Origin of the sequence: Roseateles sp. YR242 (genome assembly GCF_900109745.1) — a bacterium.
Classification (GTDB): domain Bacteria; phylum Pseudomonadota; class Gammaproteobacteria; order Burkholderiales; family Burkholderiaceae_C; genus Roseateles.
The window spans coordinates 117,945-133,343 of sequence record NZ_FOAV01000009.1; the positions used below are offsets into that span (position 1 = coordinate 117,945).

Sequence of the window (15,399 nt, forward strand, 5' to 3'; positions counted from 1 at the left end):
ATGAACTCGACGCACGCCGTGCTGGGCCAATTGGCCCTGGGATACGCGCCCCTGGTTTCCAAACAACTCGACATCGAGGCCACCCGCGTCACCGTGTTCGCACTGCGCCCAGACGCAGCGCCTGCGGCGGCGGATGTGCTGGCGGCGCTGTCGGACGCCTTCCCCGCCAAGCCGGTGGTGCTGAATGTGGCGCACGAGGGCTTGCTCAAGGGGCTGCTCGCCGCGCCCCTGCCCCAGCATTTCCGGGTGGAAGTGCCGGCCTTCCTGGTGGGCGATGCCGATCTGGCCGCCCAGATCCAGGCCCGTGCGGCCGAAGGGGTCGTGACGCTGTTGAAGGGCCGTTCCGAGGCCGCCGGCTTCAAGCAGATCGTGCTGGACCTGCCCGAGCTGGCCAGCGGCCCGGCGCCGGCCGGCAAGACGGTGCTGATCTCCGGTGCCCGCAGTGCCGAGGACTTCAAGCAGGCCTGGGACAAGGGGGCTGCCGGCGTGCTGGGCTGGCCCTTCAGCGGTGAATTCGAAGCCCCTGCCAACGCGCCCACCACCAAGGACAGCCAGGCGGCCGACCTGCAGGTGATCGTGGAGCTGATGTCCCGCGTGGACCAGGGCGAGGACGTGGAGCGCCTGGAGCAGACGCTCAAGCGCGACCCGAGCCTGGCGTTCAAGCTGCTGCGCTACATGAATTCGGCGGCGTTTGGCCTGTCGGTGGAGGTGTCCTCCTTCCGCCACGCCATCATGCTGCTGGGCTACGCCCGCCTGCGCCGCTGGCTGGCGCTGCTGCTGGCCACGGCCAGCAAGGAACACGCGATGCGCCCGGTCATGTTCGCCGCGCTGCGCCGTGGCCTGCTGATGGAAGACCTGGCCAAGAGCATGGCCGAGGCCGAACTGCGCGACGAAATGTTCATCTGCGGCCTGTTCTCGCTGCTGGACCACATGCTGCGCCAGCCGTTCGAGAAGCTGCTGCAGTCCATCCCCGTGCCAGAGCGCGTACGCCAGGCGCTGGTGGACAAGAACGGCCCCTACAAGCCCTACCTGGATCTGGTGCAGGCGATCGAGAACGAATCCGTCTTCGACACCCGCACCGCCATCGACTCGCTGATGCTGGCCCCGGAAGAGGTCAACAACGCCGTGCTGCGTGCCCTGCACAAGGCCGGCCAGCTGGAGTAAACAGCTCCCCTCATGGACCAGTCGGCCCCCGACCCTCTGCGCTCGCTGCTGAGCAAGCGGTCGGTCGTCTGGTCTTCGCTGCTGGCCGGGCTCTGGGAAGGGCCCTGGCCGGCACTGATCTTCGACGCCCACGGCCAGGTGCTGCTGGCCAATGCACGGCTGGTGGAGTTGCTGGGCCCGGTCACCCTGAAGAGCCGCCGGCTGAGCGGCCACCAGACGGGCCACCACCGTGCGCAGGAACTGCGGCTGGTGGACGACCAGCAGCAGGAACATCTGCTGCAGGCCTCATTGCATCCGCTGGAAGACAGCGACCTGACACTGGCCCTGCTGCAGGACCACAGTACCGAACGAGCCGCCCGCGAACGGGCCGACCGCATGCAGGCGGAGATCGACCAATGGCTGGATCTGTGTCCCCTGCCCGCGCTGATGCACGACGACCAGGGGCTGCTGCTGCGATACAACGCGGCGTTCACCGGCCTGGTGCGCCGCCTGTGCCCCCAGCCGCCTGTCAGCCTGCACGAGCTTCCCCCGGATTGGCGCGCCTTGCTGACGGGGCCGATTCCTGAACCAGGCACCGAACTTCAGCGCCAGGCCCTGGTGGCCGAGCCGCAAGGGCGGCCGTGCTGGATGCGCGTGCGCATCCGGCGCCTGGCGGGTCCCTGGGGCCGGCCCCGCCTGGTGTTGATGCTGGAGGACCGCAGCCGTGACCAGGCGCTGGAGCTGGCCCATCAGCAGTTGCAAACGCTGATGGACACGGCCGGCGTGGGGCTGGCCACCTTCCAGCCGGACGCGGGCTGGTCACGGCCGGGTGAATCCTTGGACGAGGCCGCGCTGCTGGACGGCGGTGGCCACATGGGCACCAGCGGCACCAGTGGCAACAGCGGCAAGGGCAGCACGCGCAACGCCACGGGCAGCCCGGAGGCTGCGCAGCCAGGCGCTGCGGGGGCACTGGACGTTCGTGCCAGCAAGCCCAGCGCGCTGCAGGGCGTGAACCGGGACATGGTGGACCCGGCCTCGCGCGCCGAATACGAAAAACTGCAACAGGCGATCAAGCACAACCAACCGGTGGCCCTGCGTTATGCCGTCCGCCATCCGGAGATGGGCCTGCGCTGGCTGCTGACGCGGGTGGAGCCCGGGCAACTCTCTTCCGGCCAGCGCACCACCTCGGTCCTGACGCTGGACGTCACCGACAACCAGCAGGCCCAGGCCCGCTATGAGCTGCTGCTGCGGGAGCTGGGCGCGATGCTGGATGGTGCCGGCCTGGGCCTGGCCTACTTCCGCAAGCAGCGGCTGCTGCGCAGCAACGGGGCGCTGGGCCGGATGCTGGGCATGGCCGGCGAGCCGGAACCGGGTACACCGTTCGAGGCGCTGTTCCAGGCCTTGCCCTTGCTGCATGGCGAGGTCGTGGCGGCCCTGCCGGGTTTGGACGACCAAGGGCTGGAATTCGAGTTCGAGTGGCCGGGCACGGCGTCCGGCCAGGAACCCCGCTGGCATGCCTTGTCGCTGCGCCGCGTGGTGCCCCCGGAGGCGCCGGAGGAACAGGCGCTGGTGGTGGTGGTGAGCGACATTTCCCGGCTGAAGGCGCAGCAGGCCCAGTTGGAAGCCCTGGCCCAGGACCGGGAGCTGATGTTCGACCTGTCCGACGTCGGCATCGCCATCCTGCGCGATGACCGCCTGGTGCGGGCCAACGAGGCCCTGGGCCATCTGCTGGGTTACCGGCCCGACGACCTGGCCGCCCTGCCCCATGCGGAACTGTTCGACTCGCCCGCCGAATTCGAGCACGAGCGGCGCGTGGTGGCCAAGGTCTTGTCGGCCGACGGGTTGTGGCGCGGCGAGCGCCGGGTCCGGCGCCGGGATGGCTCGACGATCTGGATGCAGGTCAGCAAGCGCTATGTGCGGGCCGGCCAGCCGGACACCGGCATCATCGCCACCTACCTGAGCGTGGATGAACGCCACCGCGCGCAGCAGTCACTGCTGCTGCAGACCGAGCGAGAGCGTGCGGTGCTGGATTCGGTACTGGTGGGCATCGTGACCGTGGGACGGCATGGCATCGAATGGATGAACCGGTCGGCGCGGCGCATGTTTGGCGGGGATCTGGCGGCCTTTGCCGGCCAGCCCATCAGCATGGTGGCCACGGATGCGCCCGACCATCCCTTCCGGCAGACCCACTATCTGGACGAACTGACCGAGGGCCAGGCCGAGACTTTTGAATGCCGGCTGGTGGCTCGGGACGGCCGCGAGTTCTGGGTGGTGGGCAATGCGGTGGTGACCGGCAGCGGGGCAGACGGGGAGCGTCAGCTGACCTACGCGCTGCTGGACATCGAGCGCCGCCGTCAGGCGGAGGCCCAGAGCGAGCAGGCCCAGGCGTCGCTGCAGCGGATCATCGAAGCCGCACCCATCGCCATCAGCCTGCACGACGCACGGACGCTGCAGGTGCGGCAGATCAATCAGGCGGCTGCGGCATTGGCCGGCCGTGAGGAAGAAGAACTGATCGGGGCCAGCCTGGAAGCCTTGTTCGGCAGCGAGCAGGCGGCCGAGGTGCGCAACGACATGGAGTTCGCGCTCAACAGCAGCGAAGTGCTGCAGCGCGAGTATCGGCTGCAGGTGGGCGGCCGGGCCCGGGTCTGGGATACGCGGCTGCTGCATCTCTCCGGCGTGAACGATGCCAGCGGCGAGGTGGAACCGGAGCAGTTGCTGCTGGTGGCCAGCGATGTGACGCAGCAGCGGGCGCAGGAAGCCGCCCGCCTGGAGGCGGCGATCGCGCAGCGGGAACTGCTGGTACGGGAAGTGCACCACCGGATCAAGAACAACCTGCAAGGGGTGGCCGGGCTGCTGCAGCAGATCGCCGCCCGCCGCCCGGAAGTGGCCACGGTGATCAACGAGGCGGTTGGCCAGGTGCAGGCCATCGCGCAGGTGTACGGCCTGCAGGTGGGAGACTCCGGGCCGTTGCGACTGCGCAAGGTCATCGAGGCGGTGCTGGGGTCGGTCCAACGGATGTTCGGGCGGGAAATCCAGGTGGAAGTGGGTGGGCTGCTGGCCGAGGAATCCTATCGGTGGGGCTTGCCGGAGGTGGAGGCGATTCCGATCGCGCTGACCTTGAACGAGCTGTTCACCAATGCGCTGAAGCATGGGGGGCAGGCACCGGTGCGGTGCGAGTTGGTGTTCGATCCGGAGCAGGTGCTGCTGCGGGTGGTGAATGAAGGCACGCTGCCTGCCGGGTTTGATCTGACGCAGATCCGGGGAGGCGTGTCCGGGCTGGGGCTGGTGCGGGCGCTGTTGCCACGGCGCAGCGCCTTGCTGAGCCTGACGCAGGAAGGTCACCGGGTGGTGTGTGAGTTGAGCCTGTGGCCGCCAGGGGTCAGCTTGCTGGCGCCGGGGCGCGCGAGCTGAATCCAATCGTTGGGCGCCGCCGCTCCCGGCGACAGAGTGGCGCATGCACCCGGGTCAAACGTGGGGTCAGGACTTGAGGCTCGCTCTTTCCTGACAACTTCTTGTAGTCCTTGTGGCAGATTGTGACGACTCGCAAACGGCGAGAGGCAAGTTCGGCATTTAGGTCACAATGATCGGTCAACCAAAATTCGAGGTTTGAAAGCAGCGTGAACAGCGTGAGCATCAGCCCCATCGGGAATTTTCCGGGTCAGTCGGGCACGAATGTGGGCAATACCGGTGATGCCGGCAAGGGCCGCATCCTGGTCGTCGACGACGACCGCCTGGTGCTGGCCACGCTGACCCATGGCCTGGCACAGGCCGGCTATGACGTGCTGGATGCCGACAACGGGGACGACGCCATCCTGATCGCACGGCAGCAGCGGCCGGATCTGGCCTTGCTGGATATCCGCATGGAAGGCATGAGCGGCTTCGACGTGGCCGGCTACCTGCGGGACTACCTGCAGATGCCATTCATGTTCCTCTCGGCCTTCGCGGACGAAGCCACCGTGGCCAAGGTGAAGGAACTGGGTGCGCTGGCCTACCTGATCAAGCCGCTGGACATCCACCAGATCGTGCCCGCCGTGGAAGCCGCTTTTGCAAACCGCCCGGCCCGCGACACCACAGCGCCAACCACGCCGTTCACGCCGGTGGAAAGCCAGGCGTCGCTGCAGGTGGTCGAAGCCATGGCCCTGGGCATCTTGATGCACCGCTATTCCCTCACGCGTGCCCAGGCGCTCGCCCGTCTGGAGCGCATGGCCAACGAGCAGAAAATCGCCCCTGCGGACCAGGCGCAACGCCTCGTTGAAGCGGTCGAGCAACTGGCCCTCGGCGCTTGATGTTCGCCCCGCTGGTCGCTCATCAGAGCCCGGCGTTAATGCTGTTGACGCGGGTTCGAGCGGCCAGGTGCCCGGAAAAGCACCTCATGGTCGGGCTTGAGGGGCTCAGGCTTCGGGGAGGCTGAAGTAGAACCGGGCCCCCTTGCCCACTTCGGATTCGGCCCAGATGTCCCCGCCATGGCGGCGGACGATGCGGCGGGCCGAGGCCAGGCCCACCCCGGTGCCCTGGAACTCGCTGGCGCTGTGCAGGCGTTGGAAGACACCAAAGAGCCGGTCTGAAAACCGCATGTCGAATCCGGCGCCATTGTCGGAAACCACAAATACCCGCTCCCCGTCCCGCGTCATGGCCTCGAAGCGGATGACCGCCGACGCCTCCCGGCTGCTGTACTTCCAGGCATTGCCCAGCAGGTTTTCCAGCACCATGCGCAGCAAGGTCGGGTCGCCCTGCACCCGCAGGCCGGGCTGGACATGCGTCTGCACCTGCCGCTGAGGCACCGCCCGCCGCAATTCGTCCAGCACATGCGCGGCCAGCAGGGAGAAGTCCACCGTCTCCTGCCGCAAGGCCTGGGAGGACAGCTGAGAAAGCGCCAGCAAGGCATCGATCATGCTGTGCATGCGCCCGGCCGCACTGAGCACCCGGTCCAGGTGGTCATTGCCGGCCCGGTCCAGCAGGCGCCCGTAGTCCTCCTTGAGGATGCGGGTAAAGCCCTCCACCACCCGCAGCGGCGCCCGCAAGTCGTGCGAAACGGTATAGCTGAAGGAGGCCTGATCCGCCCGGGCCTGTTCCGCCGCACGCATGGCCAGCGCCGCCGGCACGGTGTCCACCGCCCCCTGCGGCCAGAGGCTGAGCAGGGATCCCTGAACACCGTCGTTGTGCGGCACAGGCGTGAGGCACAACCACCAGGACCCGCAGGCGCTGCCTGACTGCAGATCCGGCTCGGCCAGGGCCTGCCGCAATTCGTCGGGCAGGCGCTCTTCACAGGCGCGCCACAACTGCCCCTTCACTTCCACCGCGCCCCCCATCATCTGGGCCGCCGCATCGTTGAAGTCCACCAGCCGGGTCAAGGCACCCGGCTGCGCCTCGCTGATCAGCCAGGCGGGGCCGGGCAAGGCCCGCAACCATTCCGTGGAGACTGGGCCAGGCGCCGCCGCGCCAGCAGCGCCAGCAGCACCCGCTTGAGGGTCAGCGTCGGCATCGCGCAAACGGGCGGAGCCCAGGTAACCGGTGAAGCGGCCCGCAAGGTCCAGCACTGCCTGCCCGCGCAGTTCCCAGCAACGGTCCTGCGTGTCACGCACCAGCCAGCCCGAGAAGGATTGGCCGGTGGCCATGCCACGGGCCAGGTCCAGGGATTCATCCGCAGGTCGAAAACGCTCCCACAAGGTCTGGGTGACCGCGCCATTGAGCGGGGACCCCACCCAGTTCGAGGCCGGCGCCCCCTGTGGGGCCTGCCAGCGCACCAGGTGATGCAAGGCATCCGTTTGCCAATGCCAGTCGGGGATGAGTTGGGTCAAGACCTGGGCCTGCTGGCGTGACTCACGCAGCAATTCACCAAACTGCGCACGCGCCAGCCTCACCGCCATGTGCCAGGAGACGGCCGCGACAAACAGCATCAGTACCGCGCCAGCCACGAGCGCAGTCAGCACGAGCCCAGGCCCGCTCTGCTCCAGATTCAGCGCCACCAGCAGGACAAGGGCAAGAGCCGCCAGCCCGAGTGCCAGCGCTGCGCCCTTCCACGGCCGACGGCGAACGGCGGCTTCCCCCAACCTATTCATGCTGACCATTGTATGTAGGCATCCAGCCCCAAAAGCCAGCCTAGACGAGGGACGTCCGCAATGGATCCGGCGTGCGCCCCCGTAAAAACCAAGGGCTTACCCCGATCAGGGGTGTCAACAGCAGGAGATTTGCCGCTTTTTCGCACGCTTGAGGGCTTGCAGTGACAGACAATGCGCAGTGACCTTGCGTGAAATCATCACTGCAGATCCATCCAGAAAAGATGTCACCAGACCACATCCTGACGATGCCGCCCCGCCTGTCGCCTTCTCCCACCGTGCTGGACGAGCAGGCGCTCGCCCGTCTGCGCGAACTGGATCCGGGCGGCACCAACCATCTGCTGGAGCGGGTGATTGGTGCATTCCTGAAGGCACTGGAGCAACAGGAGGCGGTGCTGCGACAGGGGCTGGCCCCGGCGCCGGACCTGCCGGCCCTGCGCCATGTGGCCCACACCCTGAAATCGGCCGCAGCCAGCCTGGGGGCCTCGGCCCTGTCTGAGCGCTGTGCCCAGATCGAGGCGATGGCACGTGCGGGAGAGGTGCAGGGGCTGCCTGCGCTGACCACCACCGCCATGGCGGACATCGACGCTGCGCGCCTGGCGCTGCAGCAGTTGCTTCTCCCCCCCGGTCCGATGAAAGCGCCGACGTGAAGGAAGGCGTATTGAAAGAACGGCCCCGCGTCCTCCTCGTGGACGACGACCAGGTCAACCTGCTGTTGATCGAGGCGGCACTGCGCGAGCATGGCTTCGCCCCCACCTCGACCAACAGCGGCGAAGAAGCGCTGCAGATGGTGACGCAGTGGACCCCCGACATCATCGTGCTGGACGCCCTCATGCCTGGCCTGGACGGCTTCCAGACCTGCGAGCGGCTGCGCGCCATGCCGGGCTTCGAAAACGCGCCGATCCTGATGCTGACCGGCCTGGACGACGAAGCCTCCATCAACCGCGCCTACCAGGCCGGCGCCACCGACTTCTTCGTCAAGTCCACCCAGTGGCGGCTGCTGGCGGGCCGACTGCGTTATCTGCTGCGCAGCTCCCGCACCCGCATCGAGCTGGAGCGCAGCAAGGCCAAGCTGGCACGCGCCCAGGACCTGGCGCGCATGGGCAGCTTCGAGTGGCAGACCGGCGAAGGCTTCAAGCTGGCCAACGAGGCCTTGCGCGTCTTCGGCCGCAGCCCCAACGACCCGCTGGACTTCATCGGCGTCATGCGGATGGTGCCGCGCGAAGAGCGGATGCTCTTCATGCGCCTGCTGCGCGATGTGGTGGCCCACAACTCGGTGCTGGTGACCGACCTGCCCTTCACCTTGCTGGATGGCCGCCAACGCGTCATTCACATCGAAGCCGAGCCCGAGTTCAACGAACACGGCAATGCCTGCGGCTACACCGGCGTGATCCAGGACGTGACCGACCGCCGCATGGCGGAAGACCGCATCCGCCAACTGGCCAATTTCGACGCCCTCACCGGCCTGCCCAACCGCCGCCAACTGATCTGGCGCGCCGAGCGCGCCATCGAGGCCGGTCGGCGCATGGGCCATGACGTCGGCCTGCTGCTGATCGACCTGGACCGTTTCAAGGTCATCAACGACACCCTGGGCCATGCCGCGGGCGACGAACTGCTGATGGAAGTCGGCCGCCGTCTGCGCTCCTGTGTGCGCCATTCCGACCAGGTCATGGAAGGCATGCTGGAATCGGTGGGCACCCGGTCCCACCGGACGCTGGAGGCCGTGGGGCGGCTGGGCGGCGACGAATTCGTGGCGCTGCTGCCCGAGGTCAGCGACGAAGGCGATGCCGAGCGCGTCGCCGAGCGGGTGCTGGAAGCCCTGCGCGAACCCATCTTCATCGCCGGCCAGGAATGCTTTGTCACCGCCAGCGTGGGCATCGCGCTCTACCCTCGCGACGGCCTCACCATGGCCGACCTGCTGCGCAATGCCGACGTGGCCATGTACGCGGTCAAGAACCAGGGCCGCAACGCCTCGGCGCTCTACACGCCCATGCTGGCCGGCCGCGGCCGCGAGAAGCTGGAGCTGGAGTCGGCGCTGCACAAGGCCATCGAGCGCGATGAGCTGGTGCTGCACTACCAGCCCAAGATCGATGTCCGCACCGCCCGCATGGTGGGGGCGGAAGCGCTGATGCGCTGGCGGCGTGGCAACACCCTGGTGCCGCCGGGCGACTTCATCCCGCTGGCCGAGGAGACCGGCCTCATCGTGCCGCTGTCCGAATGGGCCCTGCGCGAAGCCGCGCGCCAGGCCAAGGTCTGGCAGCTCAATTTCGGGTTCTCGGAGTCCATTGCCGTCAACCTGCCCAACCGGTTGTTCGAACGCTCCGACCTGGTCGAGCATATCCACCAGTTCGTCAGTGCCTGGGGCGTGCCCCACCGGGCCATCCAGCTGGAAATCACCGAGACGGGCCTCATGAAGGACCTGCAGAGCGTGATCCCGTCCCTGCACCGCCTCAACGAGGTGGGTGTGGAAATTTCCATTGACGACTTCGGTACCGGCTACTCCTCGCTGGCCTACCTCACCACGCTGCCCATCTCCGAAGTGAAGATTGACCGCAGTTTTGTGCGGGATCTCGGTATTACGCCGCAGAGCTCCGCCGTGGTTACTGCCATCATTGCGTTGGCCCGTTCGCTGGGGTTGAAGGTGATTGCCGAAGGGGTGGAAACACTGCGTCAGATGGAAGTGCTGCGCCGACTGGATTGCAGCCTGATGCAGGGCTTCCTCTTCAGCAAGCCGCTGCCGCCGGATGATCTGGAGCGGTGGCTGGCCCAGACGGTGCTGCCCCGCAAGGCACCCTGGATCCTTCCCTCGGCCGACGCGGGCGAAGAACTGTCTCAACGCTGATTTCAAGTCTTACCAATGCCGCAGCAGCCCCCCGCTCTGATTGCCAAGGCGGCCCTGCGCCGCCTGGCGCTGGACAAGTTGGAACCCACGCCGGAGAACTACGCCCGGGCCTATGCACAGGAAGCCGGTGAACCGCAGCGGGAAGTTGCCGGACACCTGCCGGAGCGCGCCCAGGCGCCGCTGAACCGGCTGCTGAGCCTGGCCGTGCCCGATGCGCAGCAGCGCACCGGCCTGGCCACGCAACTGAGGGATGGCCGTTGGGACGAACTGCAACGCGCCCTCGAAGCGCTGCAGCAGACCCACGGCGCCAGCGCCCAGGCAGAACAGATGGCGCAACTCATCGAGCGCCTGATGAAAGGCCTGGAGCGTGGTGGCCGGCAGTGGACCCTGGCGCGCAAGAAAGACGGGGTACTGCGCGTGCTGGCCAGCAACCGGACCGACCCACAGCGGCTGATCCAGCGCATGCGCCAGCTCGTCACCAGTTGGGACGGCGATACCAGCGACGCCCGTGTGGAAACCCAGCATGCCCCGCTGGATGGCGAACAGGACGATGACGACCGCAACGGCGGTACGCCCAGCCAGTTCTTCACCGATGACGAGGTGGCCCAGCCGCCGGGCCAGGCCTCGGCACAGGCCGATGCCGCCCGATATGGCGAACTGGGTAGCCTGTTGGGCAATCAGGGCCCGGGCGAAGGGAACTGGCCTGACGTCGGAGGCAGCCTCAACACGACAGTCCAGCACGCCCTGAAGGGTGAAGACCCCCGCGCCATTGAACTGGTGGCTGAACTGGATGCTGCGCTGGCAGAGCTGCGCCGCGAAGGCGCCACGCCCGATCGTGCGCAGGCCATGGAGGCCTTGTGCCTGCGGGTACGCCGCTGGATGGACCATCGTGGCCATGCCTTCACCGAACTGGGCAAGCTCTGCGGTGCCCTGACCGAAAGTCTGGCCGATCTGGCCGAGGACGATTCCTGGGCCCGCGGCCAGTGCGAAGCCATGGGCCAGACCCTGGCGCAGGGCCTCACGGCGCGCAGCGTGCGCTCCGTCAACGAGCTGCTCACCAACACCCGCAGCCGCCAGGCCAGCCTGCGTGAAGAGCGCGGCCGCGCACGGGATGCTCTCAAGGGCCTCATCAACCGCATGCTGCAGGAGCTGGGTGAACTCGGCCAGCACACCGACCGATTCAGTGACAGCGTGGGCCGTTATGCCGAGGTCATCGAACAGGCCGACACGCTGGAGAGCCTGGCCGGGGTCGTCCGCGAGATGGTCGAGGAAAGCCGCAGCGTGCAATCCCTGGTGCAACAGACCCAGGGCCGGCTGCGCAATGAACACGACCGTGCCAGCCAGTTGGCGGAACGCGTCGAGGAACTCGAAGGGGAGCTGCGCAAGCTCTCCAATGAAGTCCAGACCGACCAACTCACCCAGGTGGCCAACCGCCGCGGCCTCATGGCCACCTTCGAGACCGAGCGGGCCAAGCTTGAACGCGAACCGCGCCCGCTGTCACTGGCCCTGCTGGACATCGACAACTTCAAGAAGCTCAACGACAGCCTGGGGCATGCCGCTGGCGACGAAGCGCTGAAGTCCCTGGCGGCCCGTGTTTCCAGCATGCTGCGGCCCGGGGACAAGGTGGGCCGCTGGGGCGGCGAGGAATTTGTCCTCATCCTCCCGGAGGCCCCGCTGGAAGAAGCGCAGGCGGTGCTGTTGCGGCTGCAGCGGTCCCTCTCTGCCAGCCTCTTCATGCATGAAGGGCGCGACGTCTTCGTCACGTTCTCCGCCGGTGTCACCTTGTACCGACAGGGGGAAACCATGGAGCACGCGCTGGACCGCGCCGACGAAGCGCTCTACGAAGCCAAGCGCACCGGGAAGAATCGCGCCTGTGTGGCGTAAGCCATGCCCAACCCGCATAGCAGCTAGCACACGACCGTCATTGGTGAGCTGAAGCAAGGCCTTCCAGAATCGCGCCGCACCCCGAGACAGGTGCATCGCGATTTCCTGAAGTACTTCACCAGAATGGTCCTCATGCATCGACACACCCTCGCCCTGGTCACGGCCACCCTGGCCCTGACGTCCTCCTTCGCCAGCGCGGATACCTTCCCCAGCGCCCCCGTCAAGATCTATGTCGGCTACTCCGCCGGCGGTGCGGTGGACGTGGTGGCACGCGCCATTGGCGTGCGCCTGCAGGCCGAGCTCAAGCAGCCCGTCATCGTCGAGAACAAGGCCGGCGGTGGCAGCAACATCGCTGCCAAGGCCGTGGTCACCGCGCCTGCGGATGGCTACACCCTGCTCATGGCGGCCAATGCCGTGGCGGCCAACATGGCGCTCTACCAACCCGCGCCTTACGACGTTGAAAAAGACCTCGCGCCCGTGGCGCTCATCGGCCGGGTGCCGGTGGTCATCGCGGTCAACCCCGAGTCCCCCTACAAGACGCTGGCCAAGCTGATCGAGGACGCCAAGGCCAAGCCGGAGTCCATCGGCTACGCCACGCCCGGCAACGGCTCCACCCCTCACCTCGCGGTAGAGCTCTTTGCCAGCGCCGCCAAGATCAACCTGATGCATGTGCCTTACAAGGGTGGTGCCCAGGCCCTCACCGATGTCATCGGTGGCCAGGTCCCGGTCGTGGCTCTCAACGCACTCGAGGTGTTGCCCCATATCCGCAGCGGCAAGCTCCGCCCGCTGGCCGTGCTCAGCGCCAAGCGCTCCAATCTGTTGCCCGACGTGCCGACCATCGCCGAATCCGGCTTCCCCGGCTTCGAGGCCTCGGTCTGGTATGGCCTGATGGCGCCGGCCAACACGCCCAAGCCTGTCCTGGCTGCCCTCACTGCCGCGGCACTCAAGGCGGCGGCCTCCCCGGAGGTCAAGGAACGCCTGGCCGCCGCCGGGGGAGACTCCACGCCTGGCGACGGCGCGGCCTTCGGTAAGCACCTGCATGCCGAGCGGGAGCGCTACACCAAGCTGATCAAGGCCAACAAGATCGTGGCGGACTGATACCTGCGCGAACACTCCGGCAGGCACAAGCCACTCACGGCTTTCCCGCCTGCCGGAGTCTCGCGACGTGATCCGATCCTTTTCCTCGCCTGAGGTCCATAGAGCGGCCGATTTGACGCCGCCGTCAACTGCCACACGCACCCCGTTGCCCGACCAGGTGTGGCCCCCATGCTTCAGTCAGCTGCGCCCCTACCAGCCGGTGAATGGCGCCACCATTGGCGAGTGCTTCCTGGCCTTGCGACAGATGGAAGCCGGGGGCCTTGAGCAGAAGGACCTGCGCGCCCACCTGTATCAGGGAATCGCCCTGGCGAGCCTGATTGAGGTGCCCAGGGACGAGCCACACCGCAGTGCCGTCAATGCGGCCGCTGAGGCCTTCGCTCGCGGTGAACTGCATCCCTCTTCCTGCGCCACCAAGTCTCGAATCGCCGGACTGGAACTGGCCTTCAACTGGGTCGTCACGCAGTGGCCTGGTCCGACGAAGTTGCGCGAGACCGACTCGGACACGCCGGTCCTCATCTCCAAGCCCATCCCGGTGAACAGCACGCTGACGGCGGGCACCATCGTCAGGCTCGACATGCAAATGGTCGCCGCCAAGGGGGCCGCAGGGAGCACGCTGGCGGCCACCCCGTTCCGGGAAGGACAAGACCGTCCCTGGCTGGTGCTGCGAGTCGAGGAGCATGGACAGCTCATCGTAGAAGCCGCCCCGGTGCGGACGACGGACGAAGAAGCAATAAAGCGTGCAGAAGACGTGCGGGACATCCTGTATGACTCCCTTGACAGGGCCCTTTCTCGTCACGAACCTCTCAGCAAAGCCATCGATCGCTACAACGAAAAGGTGAAGGAGGATGAGAAGCTGCGTCTTGTTGAAATGGGCAAGCTTTCAGCCCACCAGCGCCTGGAATTGCCCACTGAAGCGACCAGCAGCCTGTCGTCGTCGATAAGGCTGGACTATCGGGCTCTTGCAGGCGGAGCCATTCATAGCGAGTACCTTGAACGCTGGATGGCGGGGGATTCCCGCGCAGAGGAAATCCTGCAGAATGCACAGCAGGACTGGGCTCCTCGGATGGAGGCAGTCGCACTGGCGCGCGTGCTCAACGGTTCGCCACCAAAGCCTGGCGAATATCGCGCCGACCTGGTGAAAGGCTGCATCGTCCAGGTCGTGATGGAGTGGATGACCGCCATGGATGCAAGGCGCGTCGTACGAAAAGGGGGCGTGCCCGCCAAACCCTCCTGGACATTCCTCACGCCCATCAGCCTGACACGCCAGATGCTTCGCCCTCTTGAGCAGGTGGTGGTCCATGAAGTGATTGAGGAGGTGACGCACCAGGCTCCTCAGCTGCGCGAACGCCTCACCAAGGCGCCGACCCACAGTGAATGGCCTACCATCGCGATGGACACAGGCATTCCGCGCGCTTGCCTGTGTCGCACGTACGGGGCTGACGAAGACTCAGCCACCGATAGTGATGATGACTTCTATTTCGAGGAAGACGAGTCAGACGTCTTGCAGGGGCCGGACCTGTACACCGTCCCGGCGTACGGAAAAAACGAGGCCAGTCTGACCTCCTTCGACAGTCTGATCGCGCTGGCCCCTCAGCCCGGGTGGATACCAACGTGGAGTCCATTGCCGCACGACACCATCACCGATGCTGATGCCACCAACGGCGCCACGGTCGAGCCGCTATCGCCGTTCAATGCGTATTACGACCAGTTGATGGACCGGTCCATCGAGGAAATCCGCACGCCCGGCAACTGGCGCGGGTTCGGCGCGGAACTGGCACCGCGGTTCATCACGGATTGCCCCGGCTGGCCGACCGGCCAAGGGCTGGAGATCCTCAACAATCACAACGGGGATCTGATGTCACGCTGCGGCAGCACGGCCGATGGATCATCACCCATCAGGCTGGTGAGGGATTGTGTCCAGCAGCATTACATGCCGCTGGTCGGGCCTGCAGTGATGAGCGCCCCCGCCAACGGCGACTGCTTCTACTTCTCCGTGCTGGCCGCCATGAGCCCCGAGAACCGCAAGAACTTGTTGCAGTCGGCAATCCCGGACGTCGCGAGCGCTGCCCCTGCAGAGGCCGTTCGTGCGCTGAGGTCCATCTTCGCCACGTTTCTCGAACAGCGTCGTGAGGACTATCGCGAGCGCATCCTTGGCCTGCATGTGCAGGTGGAGGGCGGGACGGGCGCCGAGGGCGCTGGAGGCCCGCCCGCCATGGCCGACTGGAACTTCGAGGGGGAGGTCCCTGCCAAGCGCGCCAGGTACGACTCGCCGAGGCGCGACGGCCCAAGCATCGGCGAGCCCCGGCATGCCGAGCATGAGCATCAGACGGCGGGGTGATTCCCTCACCAGCGCTGCCCCCATACCGCGTTGCTCCG

At 66.8% G+C, this 15,399-nt stretch carries 9 protein-coding genes; 8 read left to right on the forward strand and 1 reads right to left on the reverse strand.

All coding sequences use genetic code 11. The features are described from left to right. From BMY53_RS17115 to BMY53_RS17125, 3 genes are all read left to right on the forward strand, one after another. Nucleotides 1-1,164, forward strand: coding sequence for an EAL and HDOD domain-containing protein (locus BMY53_RS17115; protein ID WP_092947701.1), 1,164 nt, complete (start codon nt 1-3; stop codon nt 1,162-1,164). Nucleotides 1,165-1,176: 12 nt separating this feature from the next. Beyond that, nucleotides 1,177-4,554, forward strand: a complete 3,378-nt coding sequence (locus BMY53_RS17120; protein WP_092947702.1) for a PAS domain S-box protein — start codon at nt 1,177-1,179, stop codon at nt 4,552-4,554. Between the two features lie 221 nt (nt 4,555-4,775). After that, nucleotides 4,776-5,429, forward strand: coding sequence for a response regulator (locus BMY53_RS17125; RefSeq protein WP_404947887.1), 654 nt, complete (start codon nt 4,776-4,778; stop codon nt 5,427-5,429). 105 nt (nt 5,430-5,534) lie between these two features. On the opposite strand, the gene BMY53_RS17130 is transcribed toward BMY53_RS17125, so the two are convergent. Beyond that, the gene (locus BMY53_RS17130; protein ID WP_177200929.1) at nt 5,535-7,202 is read right to left on the reverse strand and encodes a sensor histidine kinase; all 1,668 of its coding nucleotides are present in this window, start codon (nt 7,200-7,202) and stop codon (nt 5,535-5,537) included. A gap of 221 nt (nt 7,203-7,423) precedes the next feature. On the opposite strand from BMY53_RS17130, the gene BMY53_RS17135 reads away from it, so the two are divergent. From BMY53_RS17135 to BMY53_RS17155, 5 genes are all read left to right on the forward strand, one after another. Continuing rightward, nucleotides 7,424-7,849 (forward strand): Hpt domain-containing protein, encoded by a 426-nt coding sequence (locus tag BMY53_RS17135; RefSeq protein ID WP_092947704.1) that lies wholly within the window; start codon nt 7,424-7,426, stop codon nt 7,847-7,849. Nucleotides 7,850-7,860: 11 nt separating this feature from the next. After that, complete coding sequence (locus BMY53_RS17140; protein ID WP_255370256.1) at nt 7,861-10,041, forward strand: putative bifunctional diguanylate cyclase/phosphodiesterase; 2,181 nt, start codon at nt 7,861-7,863, stop codon at nt 10,039-10,041. Between the two features lie 15 nt (nt 10,042-10,056). Beyond that, nucleotides 10,057-11,925, forward strand: coding sequence for a GGDEF domain-containing protein (locus tag BMY53_RS17145; protein WP_092947706.1), 1,869 nt, complete (start codon nt 10,057-10,059; stop codon nt 11,923-11,925). 132 nt (nt 11,926-12,057) lie between these two features. After that, nucleotides 12,058-13,023 carry a tripartite tricarboxylate transporter substrate binding protein gene (locus BMY53_RS17150; RefSeq protein WP_255370257.1) on the forward strand — a complete coding sequence of 322 codons (966 nt, stop codon included), beginning with the start codon at nt 12,058-12,060 and terminating at the stop codon, nt 13,021-13,023. A gap of 67 nt (nt 13,024-13,090) precedes the next feature. After that, complete coding sequence (locus BMY53_RS17155; RefSeq protein WP_143074113.1) at nt 13,091-15,361, forward strand: hypothetical protein; 2,271 nt, start codon at nt 13,091-13,093, stop codon at nt 15,359-15,361. Nucleotides 15,362-15,399 lie beyond the last annotated feature (38 nt).

What these genes read in the sequence shown, in the direction of transcription:
- BMY53_RS17135 (WP_092947704.1), top strand. Translation starts at nt 7,424, where the DNA reads ATGTCACCAGACCACATCCTGACGATGCCGCCCCGCCTGTCGCCTTCT.
- BMY53_RS17130 (WP_177200929.1), bottom strand. Translation starts at nt 7,202, where the DNA reads ATGAATAGGTTGGGGGAAGCCGCCGTTCGCCGTCGGCCGTGGAAGGGC.
- BMY53_RS17145 (WP_092947706.1), top strand. Translation starts at nt 10,057, where the DNA reads ATGCCGCAGCAGCCCCCCGCTCTGATTGCCAAGGCGGCCCTGCGCCGC.
- BMY53_RS17120 (WP_092947702.1), top strand. Translation starts at nt 1,177, where the DNA reads ATGGACCAGTCGGCCCCCGACCCTCTGCGCTCGCTGCTGAGCAAGCGG.
- BMY53_RS17115 (WP_092947701.1), top strand. Translation starts at nt 1, where the DNA reads ATGAACTCGACGCACGCCGTGCTGGGCCAATTGGCCCTGGGATACGCG.
- BMY53_RS17150 (WP_255370257.1), top strand. Translation starts at nt 12,058, where the DNA reads ATGCATCGACACACCCTCGCCCTGGTCACGGCCACCCTGGCCCTGACG.